Source organism: Micromonospora sp. DT48 (genome assembly GCF_049844495.1).
Classification (GTDB): domain Bacteria; phylum Actinomycetota; class Actinomycetes; order Mycobacteriales; family Micromonosporaceae; genus Micromonospora.
Genome location: NZ_JBNCLE010000008.1, coordinates 421055 through 438942, shown reverse-complemented (window position 1 = coordinate 438942; position 17888 = coordinate 421055). Strand labels below are relative to the sequence as shown.

Annotated in this window: 15 protein-coding genes; 8 read left to right on the top strand and 7 right to left on the bottom strand. The window is 72.1% G+C overall.

Going from position 1 to position 17888, the window contains the following annotated elements:
- Nucleotides 1-473: 473 nt before the first annotated feature.
- Nucleotides 474-905 (top strand): hypothetical protein, encoded by a 432-nt coding sequence (locus ACLQ2S_RS12055; RefSeq protein ID WP_309223356.1) that lies wholly within the window; start codon nt 474-476, stop codon nt 903-905.
- 47 nt (nt 906-952) lie between these two features.
- A complete protein-coding gene (locus tag ACLQ2S_RS12050; RefSeq protein ID WP_155218299.1) occupies nt 953-1222 on the top strand; it encodes a hypothetical protein in 270 nt (89 codons plus the stop codon).
- 91 nt (nt 1223-1313) lie between these two features.
- On the opposite strand, the gene ACLQ2S_RS12045 is transcribed toward ACLQ2S_RS12050, so the two are convergent.
- From ACLQ2S_RS12045 to ACLQ2S_RS12035, 3 genes are all read right to left on the bottom strand, one after another.
- On the bottom strand, nt 1314-1448 hold the full coding sequence (locus ACLQ2S_RS12045) for a hypothetical protein (protein WP_255456646.1): 135 nt from the start codon (nt 1446-1448) through the stop codon (nt 1314-1316).
- A 139-nt stretch (nt 1449-1587) separates the two neighbouring features.
- Complete coding sequence (locus ACLQ2S_RS12040; protein WP_309223300.1) at nt 1588-2172, bottom strand: TetR/AcrR family transcriptional regulator; 585 nt, start codon at nt 2170-2172, stop codon at nt 1588-1590.
- 74 nt (nt 2173-2246) lie between these two features.
- A complete protein-coding gene (locus ACLQ2S_RS12035) occupies nt 2247-4949 on the bottom strand; it encodes an MGH1-like glycoside hydrolase domain-containing protein (RefSeq protein WP_425701689.1) in 2703 nt (900 codons plus the stop codon).
- Nucleotides 4950-4990: 41 nt separating this feature from the next.
- Between ACLQ2S_RS12035 and ACLQ2S_RS12030 the strand changes: the two genes are divergently transcribed.
- From ACLQ2S_RS12030 to ACLQ2S_RS12005, 6 genes are all read left to right on the top strand, one after another.
- Nucleotides 4991-6925, top strand: coding sequence for an amylo-alpha-1,6-glucosidase (locus tag ACLQ2S_RS12030; RefSeq protein WP_425701688.1), 1935 nt, complete (start codon nt 4991-4993; stop codon nt 6923-6925).
- A 140-nt stretch (nt 6926-7065) separates the two neighbouring features.
- Complete coding sequence (locus ACLQ2S_RS12025) at nt 7066-8397, top strand: glycosyltransferase family 4 protein (protein WP_425701687.1); 1332 nt, start codon at nt 7066-7068, stop codon at nt 8395-8397.
- Nucleotides 8398-8479: 82 nt separating this feature from the next.
- Entirely contained in the window at nt 8480-10252 is a 1773-nt protein-coding gene (locus ACLQ2S_RS12020) for a protein kinase domain-containing protein (RefSeq protein ID WP_425701686.1), read from the top strand.
- Nucleotides 10253-10286: 34 nt separating this feature from the next.
- The gene (locus ACLQ2S_RS12015; protein WP_155218309.1) at nt 10287-10865 is read left to right on the top strand and encodes a DUF1707 SHOCT-like domain-containing protein; all 579 of its coding nucleotides are present in this window, start codon (nt 10287-10289) and stop codon (nt 10863-10865) included.
- A 222-nt stretch (nt 10866-11087) separates the two neighbouring features.
- On the top strand, nt 11088-11897 hold the full coding sequence (locus ACLQ2S_RS12010) for a metal-dependent hydrolase (protein ID WP_155218311.1): 810 nt from the start codon (nt 11088-11090) through the stop codon (nt 11895-11897).
- Nucleotides 11894-12811: an amidohydrolase family protein gene (locus tag ACLQ2S_RS12005; protein ID WP_425701685.1), complete on the top strand. Its 918-nt coding sequence runs from the start codon at nt 11894-11896 to the stop codon at nt 12809-12811. Before ACLQ2S_RS12010 ends, ACLQ2S_RS12005 begins: the two co-directional genes overlap by 4 nt.
- A 61-nt stretch (nt 12812-12872) precedes the next feature.
- On the opposite strand, the gene ACLQ2S_RS12000 is transcribed toward ACLQ2S_RS12005, so the two are convergent.
- The 4 genes from ACLQ2S_RS12000 to ACLQ2S_RS11985 form a co-directional block, all read right to left on the bottom strand.
- Nucleotides 12873-13466: a nucleotidyltransferase family protein gene (locus tag ACLQ2S_RS12000; RefSeq protein ID WP_155218313.1), complete on the bottom strand. Its 594-nt coding sequence runs from the start codon at nt 13464-13466 to the stop codon at nt 12873-12875.
- A gap of 176 nt (nt 13467-13642) precedes the next feature.
- Nucleotides 13643-14815, bottom strand: coding sequence for a saccharopine dehydrogenase family protein (locus tag ACLQ2S_RS11995; RefSeq protein ID WP_425701684.1), 1173 nt, complete (start codon nt 14813-14815; stop codon nt 13643-13645).
- On the bottom strand, nt 14812-15963 hold the full coding sequence (locus ACLQ2S_RS11990; RefSeq protein ID WP_155218315.1) for a saccharopine dehydrogenase: 1152 nt from the start codon (nt 15961-15963) through the stop codon (nt 14812-14814). The genes ACLQ2S_RS11995 and ACLQ2S_RS11990 overlap by 4 nt, the downstream gene beginning before the upstream one ends.
- Nucleotides 15964-16145: 182 nt before the next feature.
- Nucleotides 16146-17855 carry a bifunctional 3'-5' exonuclease/DNA polymerase gene (locus ACLQ2S_RS11985; protein ID WP_309223304.1) on the bottom strand — a complete coding sequence of 570 codons (1710 nt, stop codon included), beginning with the start codon at nt 17853-17855 and terminating at the stop codon, nt 16146-16148.
- Nucleotides 17856-17888 lie beyond the last annotated feature (33 nt).

Below are 17888 nucleotides of genomic sequence, written 5' to 3'. Positions count from 1 at the left end.
AGGGCGGCTGCGTCCACTTCGCACGCCCCACCACCGCATCCTGCCAGGTCAGACCGCCAATGGCGGCTGCCGTACTAACCCGGTGGAACTTCGCTGCGTCTCATTTGAATTCCGAGGTCGAGCACTACCGCAACAATTACTGCGAGTAATGAAAACCCGCCCGCCAATGCCTTCTTCGTCCGAGTCAGGTTGTCGCATCACGCGCCTCTCGTAAGCAGTTCCCGTGCGCCTTGTCGACGCATCAGATGCGTTGGAAATCGATATCGAGCCGGGCGAGTCACTGTTCGACCCCGTAGGCGGTACCCGAGCGACCGTCAGGTGCACTAGCGTTTATCGTCGCCAGCGCGTACGCCGTCGCCGTCGATACGCCACCGGCCGACCCCGATCCGTCCAATCGGTTGGTTCTCGCGGGAACAGCCCCTCACCGGCTTCCGGTTGGGCAGGATCGTCCCCAACGAGGAGGTGCCGCCGTGGTGCAGGACACCCGCGCTCTCACCCTCACCTTCGAGGTGAGCGGCCTGCCACCGGTCAAAACCGAAGCATTGTCCATCTTCGCCGCCGGACATCGGCAGGCGACGAGGGTACGCGCCCTGCTCCAAGCCGCCTGCGCGGCCGCGCAGGAGACAGGCTGGACGCCGCTGTCCGGCCCGATCGAGGTCGACCTGACGTTGCGTTGTCCGCCCGGGCACCGTACTTCCGACGCCAGCACCCTGCTGGGCGGGGTGTGCGCGGTGCTCCAGGACAAGAAGCGGGTCTCCAGCATCGGCCTGGCCCACCTCGGCGTGCTGGTCGACGTCGCCCTCTACGGCGACGACAAGCAGATCCGCCGGTTGTCCTACCTGGAACAACCGGCCGAGGAGTTCTCGTACCAGGTACGCGTCGCCGCCGTACCGGACGGGGTTTGACCGACAGCAGCGGTGGGGTACCGCAGCCGCCGACGAAGGGAGCGCCGATGTCGGAGCCACATGTCACGCTGGAACCCCGTGACCCGGTGCAGGAGAAGCTGCGCGGGCCGCTGGAGGAGCAGCTGACCTCTGCCCTTCAGGCGGCGGCCGATCGAGTCCGCGACAGTTATTCCGGTGAGCCGGTGGAGCAGGTGTGCCAGCGGCTACTCGACGAGACACGCGCCGGGTTGCACCCCGACATCGCGGCCGGGTTCGAACCCGACATGGACGAGTTCTGCCGAGTGGCGGTCGCCATCGTGCGCGGCGAGACCACCTGATCGACGTCGCACCGGGCTGACCAGGCCGGGTCAGGGCCGGAGTGTGTGGCTCCGGCCCTGACCCGACGGGCGACGTCGTCGCCGACGGTGATCAGAAGTGGCGCAGCAGCCCGCACGCGTCCAGCTTGCGCTGCTGTTCCTCGCGCTCACCCTTGGTCAACAGCAGCGGACCGACGACCGAATAATCCTTTGATCGTCTGCATTCCAGTGACTGCCGTATCGGCATGTCGGGTCACTGGAATGCAGACGATCGTCGGGTCAGGTTCTGACCTCCTCTCCACTCGAACGGCGCGTCACCCACCCCAGCCGGTTGATCAAGAAGTTTGCGTCGTCCCGGGTCGCGAAAGCAGACGCAAACTTCTTGATCACCGGGACGAGGGGTGGGGACGGAAGAGGTCTTTGCTGAGCAGGTGTTCGCGGTGGTCCTGGGCCTCGGGGCGCAGGCGGCCGCCCCGGGTGAGCATCACCAGGCCGTGCAGCACGCTCCAACCCAGCTCGGCGAGGGTGTCGACGTCACGGCCGGCGGCCAGGGGTGTCAGCGCGGAGCGTAGTTCCCCGAAGGTGGCCGCCACCGTCTCGGGAACCTGCTCCGCGCCGAGGGTCAGCTCCGGCGTGTGAGAGAACATCGCGTCATAGACCTCGGGGTTCGCGTACGCGAAATCGAGGTAGGCGGCCATCACCGCCGGCCAGACCTCGGTCGGCCGGTCCACCGACGTCCGTGCGGCGGTCAGCGTGGCGGCCAGGTCGGCGAAGCCCCGGACCGCGACGGCGGCGACCACCGCCTCCCGGTCGGCGAAGCGCTGGTAGAGGGCACCGAGGTCGACGGCGGCCCGTTCGGCGAGCCGGCGGGTGGTCACCGCCGCCAGGCCCTCGGCCTCGGCCAGCTGCCAGGCGGTGGCCACGATCGCGTCGCCGTCCCGCCCGGTGTCTGGTTCGTCTGCTCCGGACACGTCGCCGATGCTAGCCCCACCTCACTCAGGGTCATCGCGTCGCGACGGATTGGCGACTGAAGGCGGATACCGGGTCAGCGGCGCAGGGTGAGGATGAGGTCGGCGACCAGGGCGGTCCAGCCCGTCTGGTGCCAGGCGCCCAGACCGGCACCGTTGTCGCCGTGGAAGTACTCCGGGAACGCGATCAGGTCACGCCAGTCCGGGTGGGTCTGGAACAACTGCGCCGCACCGTAGATCGGCCGACGGCCCCAGCCGTCGCGGGTGAACAGCGCGATCAACCGGGCCGACAGGTCGTCGGCGATCTCGTCGAGGGTCCGCTTCACCCCGGACCGGGTCGGATACTCCACCTGGAGGTCGTCGCCGAAGTACGCGGCGTAGTCCCGTAACGCGCTGATCAGCAGGAAATTCGTCGGCATCCAGATCGGACCACGCCAGTTCGAGTTGCCGCCGAACAGGCCGCTGGTCGACTCGGCCGGCTCGTAGCCGACGCAGAACTCCTGCCCGCCCAACGTCACCGCGAACGGCTTGTCCAGGTGGGCGCGGGACAGCGTACGCAGCCCGTACTCGGAGAGGAACTCGTCGGTGTCCAACATCCGGGCGAGCAGCCGGATCACCTGCTCCTGACCGCACATGGACAACAGCCGCTGCTGGCGTCCGTCCGGGCCGAGACGTCGTCCGCCGACCACCGAGGCGTACTCGGGCCGGTTGGTCAGGAACCACCGCAGGCGGGCGCCCAGCTCCGGCAGCCGCCGCAGGGTCCGCGCCGACAGTCGGGTCACTGCGGCCAGCGGCAGCAGACCCACCACCGAGCGCACCTTCAACGGCACCTTCGTGCCGTCGGCCAGCCGCAGCACGTCGTAGAAGAAGGCGTCCTCGTCGTCCCACAACCCCTGGTCGTACGCTGCCGCCGCGATGTAGGCGAAGTGCTCGAAGAACTTCGTCGCGGTGTCCACCCAGGTGCGGTCGTGTTCGGCCAGCACGATGGCGATGTCCAGCAGATTCAGCGCGTACATCGCCATCCAGCCGGTGCCGTCGGACTGCTCCAGCACCCCGGCGACCGGCAACGCGGCCGAGCGGTCGAAGGGGCCGACGTTGTCCAGCCCGAGGAACCCGCCCTCGAAGACGTTGTTGCCGCCGGTGTCCTTGCGGTTGACCCACCAGGTGAAGTTCATCAGCAGCTTGTGCATCACCCGGGCCAGGAAGTCGTGGTCCCGGCGGCCGTCGATCTCGAACACCTTCAACGCCGCCCAGGCGTGCACCGGCGGGTTGACGTCGCCGAAGGCCCACTCGTACGCCGGGATCTGCCCGTTGGGATGCAGGTACCACTCCCGCAGCAGGAGCAGCAACTGCTCCTTGGCGAAGCCGGGGTCGACCCGGGCGATGCTCACGCAGTGGAAGGCCAGGTCCCAGGCGGCGTACCACGGGTACTCCCACGGATCCGGCATGGAGATCACGTCGAAGCTGGTCATGTGCCACCAGTGGCTGTTGCGCCCGTGCCGACGACCGGCCGGCGGGGTCGAGCCGGGGTCGCCTTCCAGCCACCGCTTGACGTCGAAGTGGTAGAACTGCTTGCCCCACATCAGCCCGGCGATGGCCTGCCGGGCGATCAACGCCTCGTCGGCGCTGGCCTTGGCCGGGATGACCGTGTCGAAGAACCGGTTCGCCTCGGCGCGGCGGGCCCACACCACCGCGTCGAAGCCGTCGCCCAGGTCGGCGGGCGGCGGCTCGCCGCCGCCCGGCGGTGGGGCCGTACGGGTCAGCCGCAGCCGGATGCTCCGCTGCTCGCCGGGCGGCACGTCCAGCACGTAGTGCAGCGCTCCCTTGGTGCCCTCCCGGCGCGGGTTGACCGTCTCCGCGCCGTCGACCACGTGGTCGTTGATGCCGTCCTTCGGGTACGGGGTGCGACTCGGCAACCCCCACAGCCGCTCGGCGTTGGTGTCGTTGTCGCAGAGCAGCGGGGTCGGGTCGCCGTCGCCCTCCAGCACGATCTGGCCGAGCACCCAGTGTTCGCCGACCAGCCGCCGCCCGGACCCGACGATCCGGGGCACCCGGTCACCGCCGGGCAGCCCCCACGCCCAGGTGTTGCGGAACCACAGGTGCGGCAGCACGTGCAGCCGGTCGGCCTCGTCGCCACGGTTGGCCACGGTCACCACGACGCACATGTCGGTCGGCCCGGCCTTGGCGTAGTCGACGGTCACCGCCCAGTACCGGTCGTCGTCGAAGATGCCGGTGTCGACCAGCTCGTACTCGGTGTCGTCCCGGCCCCGCAGGCCGTTGACCGCGACCAGCTCGTCGTACGGGAAGGCGGCCTGCGGGTAGTGGTAACGCCACCGCATCCAGGAATGGGTCGGCGTGGAGTCCTCGTACCACCAGTACTCCTTGGCGTCCTCGCCGTGGTTGCCGCCGTCGCCACCGAGGCCGAACATCCGCTCCTTGATGATCGGATCGCGCCCGTTCCACAACGCCAGCGCGAAACAGAACGTCTGCCGGTCGTCGCACACGCCCGCCATACCGTCCTCGGACCACCGGTAGGCTCGGGACCGCGCGTGGTCGTGGGGGAAGTAGTCCCAGGCCGTGCCGTGCTCGCTGTAGTCCTCCCGTACCGTCCCCCAGGCCCGCTCGGACAGATAGGGACCCCATGCGCGCCAGTCCTGCTCACCGGCGTCGGCCTGGGCGAGCCGGAGCCGTTCGGCGTCGGGGGCCGGGGCGGAGGGCGAACCGTCACTGATCACCTGAACATCTTCGACGCCACCCGGGTACTTCACCACAGCGGCCATTGTCGTCGTGTCGTGTTACACCTCGCCGCGATGGAGGAAAGTTGATCGAGATTCGCTACGGTTCGCAGGTCTGCGGCGACCTGACCAGCGCCGCCGACCGCGAGTGGCTGGTGCCCGACGGCCTCGGCGGGTACGCCATGGGCACCGTCGGCGGCCTGCGCACCCGCCGCTACCACGGGCTGCTGGTGATCCCCGGGGAAACCCCGGCCGCCCGCAGGGTGGGACTGGTCAGCCTCGATCCGGCGGTGCTGCTGCCCTCCGGGGCCCGGGTACGCCTGGGCACGCACGAGTGGGCCTCCGGTGATGTGGATCCGCGTGGCTACGAGCTGCTGGAACGCTTCGACCTGACCGACGGGCTGCCCCGCTGGCGGTGGCGCGTCGGCAACGTGGTGATCGAACGGGAGCTGGCCATGCTGCCCGGCCGCTCCTGCGTGGCGGTGGTGCACCGGCTGATCAGCGGTGGGCCGGTGGAGCTGGAACTGGCCGCCGCCTGCACCTGGCGGGACGCGCACGGCGAGCGACGCGGCGACGGGCCACCGCTACGGATGGACCCGGTCGACGGCGGTGCGGTGATCGAGGGGGCGTACCGGCTGTCCGGGCCCGGCTGGTCGCCGCAGGGCCACTGGTGGCGGGGGGTGTACCACCGGGAGGAGGCCGAGCGTGGCCTGCACCCGCAGGAGGACCTGTGGTACGCGGGCCAGTTCCGCGACACCCTGCACCGCCGGGGCGACACGCTGTCGGTGCTGGCCTGGGCGCACGATCCGGCACCAGCGCCGCCACCGGCCGTCGAGGTGGTCGCGGCGGCCCGACGGCGCAACCGGGAGGTGGTGGCGGCGGCGAAGCCCACCGACGACGTGACGGCGACCCTGGCGTTGGCCGCCGACGCGTTCGTGGTGCGGACCAGGGGCAACCCGGTGGAGGTGGTGGCCGGTTATCCGTGGTTCGGCGCCTGGTCGCGGGACACGATGATCTCCTACGAGGGGCTGTTCCTGCGTACCGGCCGGGCTGACCTCGGCCGTGAGCTGCTGCGCGCGTACGCGGCGACGCTGTCGGAGGGGATGCTGGCCAACACCGCCGACACCGGGCGGGTCGAGTACAACACCGTCGACGGCACGTTGTGGTTCCTGCACGCGGTCAGCCGACACGTCACCGTCACCGGTGACACCGACCTCGGCGACGAGTTGCTGCCGGCGCTGCGCGCGGTGGTCGACGCCCACGTGGCCGGCACCCGGTACGGCATCGCCGTCGACCCGGCCGACGGACTGCTCACCTCCGGTGTGCCCGGTGCCGCACTGACCTGGATGGACGCCCGGGTGTACGGGGTGCCGGTCACCGCCCGCCACGGCAAGCCGGTCGAGGTCAACGCGCTCTGGGTCAACGGGGTGGCCGGGGTCGCCGAGTTGGCCGACCTGGCCGGGCAGGACGCCGACGGGCTGCACCGGCTGCACGAGCGGGCGGTCTGCGCGTTCCGGAGCCGGTTCCCCACCCCGGCGGGCTGGCTGTACGACGTGGTCGACGCGCCCGCGCCGACGTACCCGCTCGGTGGCGGTGCCCAGCACGACGACGACCTGCTGCGCCCCAACCAGCTGCTGGCCTGGTCGCTGCCGTTCGCGCCGATGGAACCGGATGCGCGGACGCTGGGCCGCATCGGCGACCGGCTGCTCACTCCGCTCGGCCCGCGCAGCCTCGCCCCCGACTGTCCCGGCTTCCTGGGTCGGCACCGGGGCGGACCGGCCGAGCGGGACACCGCGTACCACCAGGGCACGGTCTGGCCGTGGCTGATCGGCCCGTACGTCGACGCCAGCCGCCGGGCCGGGCTGCCGGTGGACGACGTGTTCACCGGTCTGGAGGCGCACCTGGGCGAGTACGGCCTCGGGTCGGTCAGCGAGACCGCCGACGGCACCGCCCCGCACACCGCCACCGGATGTCCGTTCCAGGCATGGTCGGTCGCGGAGCTGTTGCGCGTACGCCGGTAGCGCTTTACACCCCCGCAACGGCTACGTCTCCACCGGTTATCCAGCCGCGACCAGGATTGGTCCCGATCCAGCCGCAACGCGAACGCCGCCTGTCAGGGGCCTGCTGCGGGGTGCGCGGAGACAACTCAAAGGGGGCGCGTATGTCACCGAACGCCGTCGTCGTCGACATCAACCCCGCACGGTCGCAGCGGGTGTTGATGTTGTCCTGGGAGTACCCACCCGTCCTCGTCGGTGGTCTCGGCCGACACGTGCACGCGCTGTCGGTGGCGTTGGCCGCCGCCGGTCACCACGTCACCGTCGTCACCCGGCACGCCGACGGCGCACCGCTCGAGGAACACGTCGACGGCGTACGCGTCGTCCGCGCTCCCGAGGACCCGGTCACCTTCCCCCTGGCCACCGGTTCGCTGCTGGCCTGGACGATGGCGTTCAACCACACCCTCACCCGCGCCGCGCTGCACGCCGCCACCACCGGCGACTACGACGTCATCCACGCCCACGACTGGCTCGTCGCCCACACCGCCATCACCCTGCGCGACCACCTCGACCTGCCGCTGGTCACCACCATCCACGCCACCGAGGCCGGTCGGCACCAGGGCTGGCTGCCGGAGGAGATGAACCGCACCATCCACGGCGTCGAGCACTGGCTCAGCAACGCCTCACACCGGGTCATCGCCTGCTCCGGCTACATGCGCGACCAGGTCACCACCCTCTTCGGCACGCCGGAGCACCGCGTCGACGTGGTGCCCAACGGCGTCGACGACCGAGCCTGGCGGGCCCGGCCCCGCGCGGTCGCCTCGGCCCGCGCCCGCTTCGCCGGGGACGGCCCACTGGTCGGGTACGCCGGCCGTCTGGTCTACGAGAAGGGTGTCCAACACCTGGTCGACGCGGTGCCGACGTTGCGCGCACAGCATCCCGGGCTGCGGGTGCTGATCGCCGGAGACGGCCCCTTCCGGGGCGAGTTGGAGGACCGGACCCGTCAGCTCGGTCTCGCCGACACCGTGCGCTTCGCCGGCTTCCTCGACAACACCCAGTTGCCGGCGGTGCTCGGCGCGACCGACGCGACGGTGGTGCCGAGCCTCTACGAGCCCTTCGGCATGGTGGCGTTGGAGGCCGCAGCGGCCGGAGCACCGCTCGCCGTGGCCCGTACCGGCGGCCTGGCCGAGATCGTCGAGCCGGGCGTCACCGGCGTCACCTTCCCGCACAGCGACCCGTCGGCGCTGGCCGGAGCCGTCGGGCACCTCCTCGGTGACGAGGTCTTCGCCCGGCGGGTCGCCCGGCAGGCGCGCAGCATGGTCGGTCGACGGTACGGCTGGGCCACCATCGCCGCCCGTACCGCCGACACCTACGCCACGGCCCGCCGTGACCACGCCGCGTCACCGTCCCGGCGCGCCGCCGCCGAGATGCCCGTGCGCCGACAGACGATAGACATCCCGGACGGCAACCTCCTCACCGTCGGAGGGGCTGCCTCCTAATTGGACTCGCGGCATAGGTGGCCCCCGATCCGCTGGCTAGGGTGTAGGCCGGACGGCGGCGGATAGGGGGAGCATGCGAACGGTGATCGCCGGCCGGTACCGGCTGCTCGATCTGGTCGGGCGCGGCGGAATGGGTACGGTCTGGCGGGCCGAGGACGAGCTGCTGCACCGCCAGGTGGCGATCAAACAGGTGGTGTTGCCCACCTGGCTCGGCGGTGACGAGCTGGACCAGCTACGCGCCCGCACACTGCGTGAGGCGCGCACGGCGGCACGCCTCAACCACCCCAACGTGGTCCGCGTCTACGACGTGGTCTCCGAGTCCGACGCACCGTGGATCGTCATGGAGTACGTCCCGTCACGCACCCTCCAGGATCTCCTCGACACCGACGGGCCGCTGCCGCCGCAGCAGGCCGCCCGGATCGGCCTGGCGCTGCTGGACGCGCTGCGGGCGGCGCACGACGCCGGGGTGCTGCACCGCGACGTCAAGCCGGCGAACGTCCTCGTCGCCGACGACGGTCGGGTGCTGCTGACCGACTTCGGGCTGGCCGTCTTCGACGGTGCCGACCAGACGATGACCCGGCCCGGCACCATCCTGGGCTCGCCGCAGTACGTCGCGCCGGAACGGGTGGCCGAAGGGGTGTCCAGTGAACGGGCCGACCTCTGGTCGCTCGGTTCCACGCTGCACGCCGCCGTCGAGGGTCGCGCACCGTACGCCCGCAGCACCGCCATGGCGACGCTGAGCGCGCTGGCGTCCGCGCCACCGGACCCGGCACCGCACGCCGGGCCGCTGGCGGCGGTGCTGGCCGGGCTGCTGCGCCGCGACCCCGCGCACCGCATCGACCACCTGGAGACCCGCCGTCGGCTGCTGATCGCGGTCGGGCCCGAGCCGACCGAGGTGCCCGAGCGGGCAGGTGAGGACACCGCTCCGCTCCCCCCGACCGGCTCGTCCGCCGGATCGGTCGGCAGCGAGGCGAGCGGCCACCCGGGCGACCACGAGCGGACCCGGCCGCCCAGCGGGACCGGCCCGCAGCGAGGTGACGGCCCGCCGTCCGGGACCGGCCCGGTGCGGAGCGACGGACCGCCGCCGCCCGCCGCCGCCCGGGAGGCGACACCGGAGGCCGAGCACCGGCGACGGGTCGGGGCCCGGCCGTGGGCGTTGGCGGCGGTCGCCGTACTGGTCGCGATGGCCGCCGGGATGGGCACCGCGCTGACGGTGGTCGGCACCGGCCCGGACCAGCCCGGTTCGGAAGGGCAGAGCCCACCGGCGTACGACGTGGGCGGGCCGGGCCCCGGCGGCCCGCTCCCCCGCGACGGACGCCGTCCGCCCGGTCGGCACGTCCCCCCGCCGCTGCCCTGCGTACGCCCATGGGTGGACGGTGAGGCGCTGCGCACCGCACCGCCCCGGCCGGACGACGAGTTCCGGCCGCCCGCCGGATGGGTGTGGCACGCCAACACCGGGGGCTTCCGGGTGGCGTTGCCCGCCGACTGGCGGTACTTCCGGGACAACGACGTGGCGTGCTTCCAGGACCCGGCCACCGGTCGCGCGTTCACGGTCGCGGCCGGCACCTACGCCACCGCCGAGCCGACCGGGCGGCTGGCCGCCGTACGGGACCGGGAACTGGCACGCGGCACCCTCCCCGGCTACCAGGAGTTCCGCCTCGGCCGAGTCGGTGACGCCACCGAGTGGGAGTTCGGGTGGCTGACACCGCACGGCGATCGGCTGCACGCCACCCAGATCGTGTCGGACCCGCCGGACGACTCCTGGACGTTGAGCTGGATCACCCACGAGGAGGACTGGGCAGCGGCGGCGAGCGAGCTGGCGACGGTACGGCTCAGCTTCCGACCCGGCGGCTAGGGAGGTGTCGCGGGACGCCGTTAGTCTTCCAGGCGTGGAACCGGACCGCTACGACGACGCTGACCAGCTGAGAGTCTCCGACCGGGAACGGGAGGAGGTCGTGGAGTTGCTCGGCAGGGCGACGGCCGAGGGCCGGCTGACCCTGGACGAGTACACCGAGCGGGCCGGTGTCGCCCACGCCGCACAGACCCGGGGCGAACTGGCCCGGGTGACCCGGGACCTGCCGGACGCGCCGGCCCGACCGGCAACCGGCGCGCTGGTGCCCGCGCCGGAGAAACTCCTGGCCATCTTCGGCAACGAGGTGCGCAAGGGTGCCTGGCCGGCACCGGAGCGCATCGAGGCGCGGGCGGTCTTCGGCGACTGCCGGATCGAGCTGCACGAGGCCCGGCTGCCGGGGCGGGTGACCCGGATCGACGCGAACGCGATCTTCGGCAACGTGACGATCGTGGTGGCGGAGGGCACGGATGTCCGGCTCACCGGCAGTGCGGTCTTCGGCAGCAAGCAGTCCAAGCTGAGCGGCCCCGTCGCGCGGGGAGCTCCGGTGGTCGAGGTGCACTGCCGCGCGATCTTCGGCGACGTGACCGTCCGCGCGCCCCGCAAACGTCGGTGGTGACCCGACCCACCGACAGCCTCGGACGTCCAGGGCGTCCCATGGCCGACAGATCGTGCTGGCCGACCGTCACGCGCTGCCATACTCCCTGGTGATCGGCCCGGCCCGTCGGTCGACGCCGGTCACCGTCTGGAATGGACGCGGCAGGTGGTCCCCCTGCGGCGTCGCCGCGAACTACAGTGACGTAGTTTTGGCGCTCAAGATCCCTGGGGAGGGCGAGCCGAGATGATGGGACCGTCGCACGCGCTGTCCGGCGCGGCGGTATGGCTGAGTGGGTCTTGGGCGCTACAGCAGTTCTACGACTACGAGCAGTCGACGTTGGCGTTGGCCGTGGGCACCGCCGTCTGCGCCGGAGGGGCGCTGCTGCCCGACCTCGACCTGTCCGGCAAGGTCACCCGCAACAAGGGCGGCGCGACCGTGGCCCGCACCTTCGGCGTCTTCTCGCTGTTCGTCGCCGAGGTGGTGGAGAAGATCTCGCTCGGCGTGTACTACGCCACGAAGCTCAGCCGCGACCCGAAGCGCAACAACGGCCACCGGACGCTGACCCACACCATCCCGTTCACCGTGCTGGTGGGTTGGGGCACCACCTCGCTCTGCGCCCGCTACGGCAAGTGGGCGGTCATCGGCATCCTGTTCTTCATGATCGGGCTGGCCCTGCGTGGCCTGTTCGACGAGTGGGCCGAGCGGGCGGGCTGGCTCGTCGTCACCCTGGTCTCCGCCGGTGCCGCCGTGTTCACCGCCGCGAACCTGCCGGGCGACCGGGGCTATCCGATGATCGGCTTGGCGGTCGGCGTGGGCTGCTTCGTGCACATCCTCGGCGACATGATCACCCGAGCCGGCGTACCGATCCTCTGGCCGATCCCGATCAAACGCCGGATGTGGAAACCGATCAGCCTGCCCGACAAGATCGCCCTGCGGGCCGGCGGCAAAACCGAGGTCGTCGTGGTCCGCACCGCGTTGACCATCGTCTCGGTGCTGGCCGCAGTCGGGTTGGTCGCTCCCTCGGTGTTGCAGAAACTTAGTCTCGACCTGTGAGCGTCGAGGCCGTGCAGCCGGCGGTGGTGGCCGCCGACGCGGGTGTGCCACGGTTCTGGCAGCACCTCGGACTGCCCGGCCTCGCCGACGTCCACGTGCACTTCCTGCCGCCGAGGATGCGCCGTCGGGTGTGGGAGCACTTCGACTCCGCCGGCCCGCTGGTCGGGGTGCAGTGGCCGATCCGCTACCGGTGGAGCGACGAGGACCGCGTCGAGCACCTCCGGCGGCTGGGCGTTCGGGCGTTCAGCGCGCTGGCGTACGCCCACCTGCCCGGCATGGCCGAGCAGCTGAACCAGTGGACGCTGGACTTCGCGCGGCACACCCCCGGATGTCTGCCCTCGGCCACCTTCTTCCCGGAGCCGCAGGCAGCGCGCTACGTCGCCGCGGCTATCGAGGCCGGTGCCCGGGTGTTCAAGGTGCACCTCCAGGTAGGCGGTTTCGCACCCACCGACCCGGCCCTGGAGCAGGTGTGGGGTCTGCTCACCGAGGCCGACGTACCGGTGGTCGTGCACGCCGGGCACGCGCCGGTGGGCGCCGCGCACACCGGGCCGGAGCCGTTCGCCGCGCTGCTCGCCCGACACCCTCGGCTGCCCGCCATCGTCGCCCACATGGGCGCGCCGGACTACGCCGCCTTCCTGGATCTCGCCGAGCGCCACGAGCGGGTACGGCTGGACACCACCATGGTGTTCACCTCGTTCTTCGAGCACTTCGTGTCGTTCCCGGCCGAGGAGTTGCCCCGGCTAGGTGAGCTGGGGCTGGCCGGCAAGGTGCTGCTGGGCAGCGACTTCCCGAACATCCCCTACCCGTACGCCGACCAGTTGACCGGTCTGGCCCGGCTCGACCTGGGCGACGACTGGCTGCGGACGGTCTGCTGGCAGGCCGCCGCCGACCTGTTCGACCTGCCCGCACACTGAAAAGAGCCGCCCTGCCGGACCACCCGGCGGCGGGCGGCCCGCCCCCGGGCAGCCGCCGGGGTCAGACGCCGACGCGCTGTTCCGGGACGGAGAGGCCGTAGAGGGCCATCAGCTCGGGGGTGTCGACCCGGCTGCCGTCGGCCACCGCGTCGCAGGCGATGTCGACGATCTGGTCCTTGTGCGCCAGCAGGTAGGGCCGGGCACCCACGTCGGCGCTGGCCAGGGTGGCGATGCCCGGCCAGTGCCGACGGCCGAACAGCATCGGATAGCCGCGCAGCCCGTTGTAGGTGGCGCAGACCAGCACGTCGGGGAAGGGCAGCGCGGCGACCCGCCGCACCGCCGCTGCGGTGAGCCCCGGCATGTCCACCGGCACCACCACCGCCGCCTCGACCCGGTCGTCGTCGATCCCGGCGAGCCCGGCCCGGATGGACGAGCCGACGCCGGTGCCCCAGGCGCGGTTGACCACGACGGTGGCGCGACTCAGGTCAGCGGTCTCGCGGACCTGGTCGGCCGCGGCACCCAGGACGACCACGATCTGCCCGCAGCCCGCCTCCGTCAGCGTGTCGATCATCTGGTCGACCAGTGGCTTGCCACCCTGGTGCAGCAGGGCCTCCGGCCCGCCGATCCGACGGCCACCCCCCGCAGCGATGATCATTCCTGCGATCCGGTTCAGAGCTGCGCTCCCTCCAGCGTGGGAGCGGTCGGGGTGACTCCCGACCCTCCCGTCCTACGCACACCGTTTGCAACGACGGCGGTCGGAGGAGAGTGGCGGGGCAAATGGTCTAAATTGGGTATCTATCAGGCTATCGCCCGGCGACACCCCCCGTCACGTCACTCGACGGGCTCCTGCGTCGACACCCGCGACTCGCAGGTGATGCCGTGCCGGGCGAGGAAGTCCAGCCACCGTCGTACCGCCTCCCCGTCGGCGGCGGCCTGGTGCAGACCGGGCCCGATCCGCCCGGCCAACAGGTCCGCGACGCCAGCGGCCAACGTCACCGAGACCGTCCGGGGTGTCGCGTTCTCCCGACCGTCGCCCTGGATGTCCAGCCTGTACTCGCCGGACCAGCTGCCCCCGTCGGCGGTCGTCACCTCCAGCAGCACGTACATCACCACCCGGTCGTGATCGTCGCCGGTGGTCGGATACCGCTCGGCGAGTTCACCGGCCAGCCGGTCGATCTGCGCGTCGCTGCCGGTCTCCAGCGCGGCGAAGACCGTCTCCCAGGCGTCGCTCCACCCGTCGAGCCGGATCGTGCCCCGGATGAAGGTGTCCACCTTCCACGACGCCGGGAACCGGTACGTCGGGATGAACGGCACGCTGTCCCGGTTCGGGTACACCTCGAACCGCTCCCCGTCCAGGACCACCTCCCGGAGGTCACGGTAGGGCTGGGCGGCGGTCCGCTCCCGACCCTGCTCGACGTAACGCGCCGGGGCACGCAGCGCGGTCAGCACCCCGCGCGGGGCCCAGCTGAACCGGTACCGGAAGTCGTTGGGCACCGCCGGGAAACTGCCGCAGTACGAGGCGAAGCGAACGCTGACCGCACCGGCGTCGGCGGTCGCCCGTTCCGCCAGCTCCACCAGGTGATGGGCCAGCAGGTGATCGATGCCCGGGTCCAGCCCCGCCTCCGTCAACACAATCAGCCCGGCCCGCTCCGCCTCCCGGGCCAGCTCGGCCACCTCCGGCGTGACATAGCTCGAACTCGCGAAATGCGCCGCGCGATCCACGCAGACCCGCAGGACCGCCGGGTGTTCGGTGGCCGGGAGCATCGAGATCACCAGGTCACCCGCACCGACCTCGGCCGCGAGCGCGTCCGGGGTGTACGCCCGGGTGTCGGCGCGCCCGGCCAGGTCCAGCCGTTCGAGGCAGGCCACCGCCTTCGCCTCCGTACGCCCCCAGACCGTCGTCCGCTCCGCCAGGTCGCAGACGATCCGCAGACCGCTTCCGGTCGACAGCCCGGTGCCGAGCCAGTGCACCCGCCCCGTCGGCGGAATCGAGGTAGCCGTCACGATGTCCTCCCAAGTCCCTCGTGCAGCGCCGTCGAGGCCGCCACGAAACGGTCGTACGCGCGCTGCCAGACCGGTGACCCCTCGGCGAGCGCCAGCAGGTGTGGCAGCAGGTCGGCGGAGAACGCCGTGCTCGCCTCGCGCGGCAGCATCGACGGCAGATTGTCGATGGCGATCAGGTCCAGCGGCGACGCCGTGCCGCTGAACCGCCGTACCGGCTGCGCCCAGTCGGTGGGTCGGTCGTAGATCGGCAGCAGGTTGCACTCGGACGTCACGTCGCAGGTGACGTCGCTGATGACGGCCAGCCGACGAGACGGGTCGTCGAGGTCCTCGGGGCGTACGAACGGCGGTGCCGGCACCTGCGTGAGCACGGTGTTGACCAGGATGTCGTGGTCGAGCAGCGCAGCCCGATCGAGCTGACGGGTCTGCGCGATGTCCCAGGCGGTCACCGCCATCCCCGCCACCGACAGCGCCGCCACCGCGCCCTGACCACTACGGCCCAGGGCACCGATCACCAACGCCCGTACCGGGTCGCCGGCGCCCTTGCCCAGGGCCAGGTCCAGGTCGGCCCGGGAGGTCGCCCGCAACGGCGGCGTCAGGTCACCCCGCACGTGCAGGGCCGCCAACGCGGCACCGACGTACCCGGCCCAGTACCCGAAGGCCGCCACCCGCCGACCGGTGTCGTCGGTGAGGTACTCCAGGTCGAGCAGCGCCCCGCCGCCCTCGACGAAACGACGCAGCAGCGCCTCGCCACCCTGCTGTCCCTTGTAGGCGTGACCGAAGAAGACGTGCCGGTGACGCAGCGCCGAGGGCAGCGGGCCGGGCGCCTTCAACCCGACCACGATCTCGTCGGTCGGAGCCTCACCCCAGCTGTCCGCCGGTGCGATCCGCGCGCCCGCCGCCGCGTACTCGGCCGTCGGGAAGATCCGCTGCGGCGACTCCTCGACGGTGAGGGTGACGCCCGCGTCGACCAGCCGCCGCGCGTCGTCGGGTGTGATCACGGCACGCAGTTCCTGCGGACTGGCCTCGTTGCGCAACCGCAGCGCCAAGCCTCCCGGTGAGCCCTCGACCGACCGGAGCACGCGGCGGGGGCCCGCCTCCGCCGACCGCCTGGTCCCGGGGACCGCGCGGCGATGTTCAGCAGGGTTCATCTGGCGTTGCTCCTTCTGGTCGGCACACCGGGTGCGAGCCGTCATCCGCCGGACACCCGCTCGCACCCGCGCGGCGGGTGACAGGTGCGCGATCTCCCCACAGAGCCGCTACCCGGTCGCCGATGCGTGCTCACAAAATAGCCGGTGCCGGTGCGGCGGACAGTCCCGCACGAGTGGCCGGCTCAGGCCGCGTCGGCATAACACTCCACGATGGACAGATCCAGCGGGAACCGGACCGGGGTGTCCCCGAACAGCAGCGCGGTGGCTCGCCGACCGGCCCGGTCCACCGTCTCGGCGACCCACTCGGCCCGCTCCGCCCGACAGTGCACGATCACCTCGTCGTGCTGGAAGAAGACCAGTTCCGCCCCGGTGCCGGCCAACTCGCCACGAAGCACCGCGAGCAGCGTGGACGCCCACTCGGCCGCGCTGGCCTGGATGACGAAGTTGCGGGTGAACCGGCCCCGGGAACGCGCCGCCCGGGCCCGGAGCGACTGACCGTCACCGGCCGCGTCCGGGGCCACCGGGCCCTCCTCGTCGGCACCGAAACCCGCCGTACCCGGCGGGCAGGTCCGCCCGAGCCAGGACCGCACCAACCCACCCGTCTCGCCGGTACGCGCGGCGGCCTCGACATACCCGAAGGCCGTCGGATAGTTGCGCCGCAGCACCGCCAGGGCGGGCACCGCCGACCCGCCGGTCTGCCCGTACATCGCGCCGAGCAGCGCCAGCTTCGCCCGGCCCCGGTCACCGCCGAACGCGTCCCGGGCCAGCGCCGCGTAAAGGTCACCGGTCGCCCCGGCGGCGGCGAGCCGGGAGTCACCGGAGACGGCCGCCAGCACCCGAGGCTCCAACTGCCCGGCGTCCGCCACCACGAACCGCCACCCCGGGTCGGCCACCGCCGCCCGACGGATCACCTTCGGGATCTGCAACGCGCCGCCACCCCGGGTGGCCCACCGCCCCGACACCACACCGCCCGGGACGTACTCCGGCCGGAACCGTCCGTCGCGCACCCAGGCGTCCCGCCACGCCCGGCCGTGCGCCGTCCAGATCCGATACAGCTCCTTGTACTCCAGGACCAGTGGCACCGCCGGATGGTCGACACCGCGCAGCACCCAGGCCCGCGTGTTCGGCAACTCGATCCCGGCCCGCGCGAACGCCCTCAGCAGTTCGGCCGGGCTGTCCGCGTGCACCTGCCGGACCCCGAACGCCTCGGCGATCCGCCCGGCCAACTCCGCCAGCCGACGGGGCGGCCCGCCCACCGGAGACGGCTCACCGAGCAGGTCGGCGAGGACCGCGTCGTGCACGTCGGCCCGCCAGGGCAGCCCGGCCGCACCCATCTCGGCAGCGATCAGCGCGCCCGCCGACTCGGCCGCCACCAGCAGCCGGAACCGCCCCGGGTCGGCGGTCGCCGCGATACGGTCGAGCTGGTCGGCGTACACCCGGGTCAGCGCGGTGATGCCGGGGCCCGGCGGACCGGGCACGGCGTCGAAGAGCGCGACCTGACCGGTGCCGGGCGGAACGGCAGCCCGGGGTGGCGGATCCGGCGGCACCGGCGCACCGGTCAGCCGCGCCCACGCCGCCGCCAGCGCGCGGGGCTCACCCCACCGGCCGGCGTAGCCGAGCAGCAGCGCCTCGGTCAGCTCCACGTCGTGACACCGCCGCACCTCGACCCCGGCGCGCAACAGCGCCGGATAGAGCGACGCGCCGGACGCCCAGACCCAGCGCGGCTGGTCGGCGCGCTCCCGAGCCGCCACCGCAGCCGGCAGGTCGGCGACCACCTCGGGCCCGCCCAGCGGCGCGCCCGCCGGGTCGAGAGGTTGCAGCACTCCCCCGCCCTGCTCGTCGGACACCACCGCCACCAGCACGAACGCGATTCTGCCCGCGCCGTGCGACACACCGGCGTCGGCCCTTGCTGTCGTACCCGGGTG